Genomic DNA, 4,157 nt, shown 5'->3' with positions numbered 1-4,157 from the left:
GGCAGCAGCGTCGCCGCACCGGCGGCGAGCAGGCCGCCGAGCAGGCGCCGGCGTTGGCCGGTGTGTCCGTTCACTGCCCTGCCTGCAGCCGCGCCGCCGAATGCCGGCGCAGCACCACGCGCGCGGCCAGCGCCAGCAACACGCTCAGCAGCACCACCGCCAGGCCCAGCAACAGCGGGTGCTGCGAGAAGTACCAGCGCGCCCAGGTCGGCAGCGGCAGGTGACCGACATAGTAGGTCTGGTTGCCGGCCAGGCTGCGCACCTTGCCCTTCTGCAGCAGCACCACGCTGCCCTGGAAGTCCTTCAGCGTGGCCGGCTCCAGCCAGGCGTCGAAGAAGTCCTCGACGCTGGCCGGGTCCTCGGCCAGCAGCGCGACCACGCTGCGCCCGGCCTTCAGCGGCGACTGGAAGCCCATCAGCACCACGTCGCCGGGTGCCGGCTTCACCGCCACCTCGGCGGTGGTCGGCAGGTCGGTGCGGCGCGCATCGAACGACAGGAAGCCGGGCAGCTTGTCCAGCACCCAGTCGCTCATCGCAAAGCGCCGCCCGCTGGCACCGTCGCCGATCGGCAGCGCCGCGCTCCAGCGCTGGAACAGCGGTTGCGAGCGCAGGCTGCCGAACACCAGCAGGTCGCTGTCGGCGTGCTTGTCGACCTCGGCGGCGTGGATCAGGGTCACCCGCAGCGCCGGGTAGCCGGTGGACGCGCCGAGCCGGCCGAGCAGGGTCAGCAGGTTGGCCATGTCCTGGTCGCCGATCTCGTCCGGCACCACCACGGTGGACTCGGACAGGTCGGCCAGGCGCGTGAACGGGAAGCCGGCATTGCCGAACGCGGCCAGGTTCGGCATCGCCATGTAGTGATGGAACGAGCGCAGGTCCACGCTGGAATCGGCGTCGATCGCGCCGGACACGTCGGGGAAGGTGTTCTTGCACGCTTCCGCCTGCGGGCGGTCGAAGAAGAAGTGGAAACGCAGCTGGCTGTTGGCCGAGAACGGCCCGGTCGGCAGCAGCAGTTTCTGCTCCACCGGCATCGCCCCCTTGGGCGAGAGTTCGTGCCACCAGCGCAGCGGCAGCGACTCGGCATAGGCGTGGCCGTTGAGCGGCAACGTGGTGACGAAGGCATCGTTGATGCTGACGTTGAGCGCCGACTTGTTCTGCGTCTCCGGCACCGTGTAGCGATAACGCAGGTTGACCGGGATGCCGTCGCGCTGCCACACGAACAGATCCGGCGGCAGCTGCAGGCCGACCCGGATCAGGTCGGGGTGGTAGCCGCTGACGTTCAACTGCGAGGTCTGCGCGACCAGATCGCCGAAGCGCACCGGCTTGTCGCCGGAGATCCAGTTGGGCGCGTCGTAGGGCTTGCGCGGCTGCGCCGGCTTGAGTTCGCCGATGCGCGCCACCGGGCCGTTGAACGGCGTGCCCAGGCTCAGCGCGGTGGCGGCCTGCTGCAGGTCGTTGTCGTTGCGGCCCAGCACCAGCAGCAGCTTGCCGGTGGCATCGCGCGGGTTGGTGATCATCGCCAGGGTCGGGCCGGCGATCTCGGTCAGGCCGGCCTGGGTCGCGGCCAGTTCCGCCGGCAGCGTCGCGGCGGTGGCGAACAGCACCGCGTTGCCGGTGGCCGGCACGTCGCCGATGGCCACGCCGAACGACGCGCCGCGGTAGCCGGCCTGCGCGCCGAACCAGGAGGCGACGATGCCGGCGCTGCGCAGCGTGGCCAGGTCCGGGCGCTGCGGGAACACGAACGGCAGTTCCAGGCGGCGCGTATCGCGCTTGTCGTAGAACGGCACCGGCAGCAGCGCCAGGTCGTTGCGCAGCACCAGCGGGGTGGCGGTCAGCGACAGCCGCGTGGACGGATCGATGTTGGCCCACAGGCTGGTGTGGTCCGGATCCTCGCAATCGCGGGTGTAGTGGCCGATCAGTTGCAGGTTGAGCCGGTTGTAGTCGCTGATCAGGCGCGGATCGATCGGCACGTCGCTCTGCTGCAGCTTGCCGGCGTTCTCGCGGCTGACCGGCAGGGTCGCCACGGTGACGCCGTTGACGCTGACCTTCAGGTGCGACAGGTCCGGCAGCAGCGCCGGCGAGTAGCTGTAGACCAGATGCAGGTTCGCCGCCTGCACCACTTCGTCGGTGCGGGTGCTGAAGGCGATACCGGCGCTGCCCTGGATGCCGCGCAGGGTCATCTCGTAGTCCACGCCCAGTTGCTTGAGCGTGGCCGAGCGCTCGCGTTCGGCCGGAGACGGCAGCGGCGTGGCGGTCGCGGCGGCGGCCGGCGCCTGCGCGGTGGCGGGAAGGGTCGGCTCCTGGGCCAGGGCGAGGCCGGAGAGAACCGTGAGACAGCACGCAGCCAGGGCGGGTAGACGCATCGACGGCAACCGGATGGAAGTGAAAGAGAGGAATGAACGCGACACGATGGAACGGCGACTCACGGCGCAGCCTCCTCGCCGGCGGTGCGGCCGCGCCAGCCGCTGCGCGCGCTGCTGGCGACGTGCTGGCCGAGGCGCCTGAAGCCGCGCATGCTGGCCGCGAACACGCGGCCCAGCGACACCCAGAAGCGGTCGCGGTCGTGACGGCCCCACTGCGACACCCAGATGTCGGCACGGGCGAAGGTGCAGGCCACCAGCCAGCGCTCCTGCTCGATCGACATCGGCCGGAACTGGATGCTGATTTCGCCGTCGCGGTCGTGGCGCACCATCGCCGGCAGACGCTTGGAGCTGCCGCGCTGCGGCAGCGCGATCTCCACCGGCAGGTCCGGCTCCACCGGCACCGGCTCGAGCAGACGCAGCGCCATGCCGCCGGTGGAGAAGTTGACCGTGCGGCAGGCCAGTTCGCGGCCATCGGCCAGGTGCAGGGTGGCCGGGATATCCAGCGGCACGCGGTGCGAGCGGCGCACCTGGCGCATCTCGCTGGCGGTGGCGATGGTGGCGCCGAGCAACAGCACGTTGTACGCGGTCCAGGCCAGGTTGAACCAGATCGTCTGCGCCTCGCCGCCGGGCTGCACGCTGAGCAGGCGCATCACGCCCGCAGCCAGGCCGGCCAGGTTCAGCACCAGCAGGAACAGGTAGGGCTTGGCGATCTGCCCGTCGAAGTAGCTGCGCGGCACCAGGCCACCCTTGGGGGTGACGTTGAACTTGCCGAGCTTGGGATTGAGCAGCGCCACCAGCGTCGGGCGCAGGATGTACCAGGCCAGGGTGGTCTCGTAGACCTCGTTCCACAGCAGGTGGCGGAACTTGCCCTGGGTGCGCAGGTTGGTCAGGTTGGCCTGCAGGATGTGCGGCAGCGCATAGGCCAGGATCATCAGCGCCGAGGCATGGATCACGTGCGCGCCGAAGAACAGGAACGCCAGCGGCGCGGTGAGGTAGACGATGCGCGGCAGCCCGTAGAAGAAGTGCAGCATCGCGTTGGCGTAACACAGGCGCTGCGACAGGCGCAGGCCCTTGCCCAGCAGCGGGTTGTCCAGCCGCGCGATCTGCGCCATGCCGCGCGCCCAGCGGATGCGCTGGGCGACGTGGCCGGACAGGCTCTCGGTGGCCAGGCCGGCGGCCTGCGGCACCGCGATGTAGGCGCTGCGGTAGCCGCGGCGGTGCAGCTTCAGCGCGGTGTGCGCGTCCTCGGTGACGGTCTCCACCGCCACCCCGCCCACTTCCTCCAGCGGCTTGCGCTTGATCACCGTGCACGAGCCGCAGAAGAAGGTGGCGTCCCACTGGTCGTTGCCGTCCTGGAGCAGGCCGTAGAACAGCTCGCCCTCGTTGGGCACCTTGCCGTGGTTGCCGAGATTGCGTTCGAACGGATCGGCGGAGAAGAAGTAGTGCGGCATCTGCACCACCGCCAGCTTGGCGTCGCGCAGGAACCAGCCCATCGCCACCTGCAGGAACGAGCGCGTGGGGATGTGGTCGCAGTCGAAGATCGCCACGTACTCGCCGCTGGACTTCTTCAGCGCCGCGTTGATGTTGCCGGCCTTGGCGTGGAGGTTGTTGGTGCGGGTGACGTAGTGGATGCCGACCTGCGCGCAGAACGCGCGGAACTCCTCGCGGCGGCCGTCGTCGAGCAGGTAGATGTTGAGCTTGTCGGCCGGCCAGTCCATCACGCTGGCGGCGAGGATGGTCGAGCGCACCACCGACAGCGGTTCGTTGTAGGTGGGAATGAACAGGTCGACGCTGGGCC

2 protein-coding genes are annotated in these 4,157 nt (G+C 69.8%); both read right to left on the bottom strand.

Annotation, left to right across the window (positions count from 1 at the left end):
• Nucleotides 1–70: 70 nt before the first annotated feature.
• Nucleotides 71–2,359 (bottom strand): cellulose biosynthesis cyclic di-GMP-binding regulatory protein BcsB, encoded by a 2,289-nt coding sequence (gene bcsB, locus D183_RS0120235; RefSeq protein ID WP_017910603.1) that lies wholly within the window; start codon nucleotides 2,357–2,359, stop codon nucleotides 71–73.
• A gap of 59 nt (nucleotides 2,360–2,418) precedes the next feature.
• Nucleotides 2,419–4,157: UDP-forming cellulose synthase catalytic subunit (gene bcsA, locus D183_RS0120230; RefSeq protein ID WP_017910602.1), on the bottom strand; the 1,739-nt coding region annotated here is incomplete at its 5' end.

The sequence above is a fragment of the Xanthomonas sp. SHU 199 genome, assembly GCF_000364665.1.
GTDB classification, from domain to species: domain Bacteria; phylum Pseudomonadota; class Gammaproteobacteria; order Xanthomonadales; family Xanthomonadaceae; genus Xanthomonas_A; species Xanthomonas_A sontii.
Note: the sequence above shows the minus strand (reverse complement) of the source record. Positions and strands in the feature narration are given on the sequence as shown.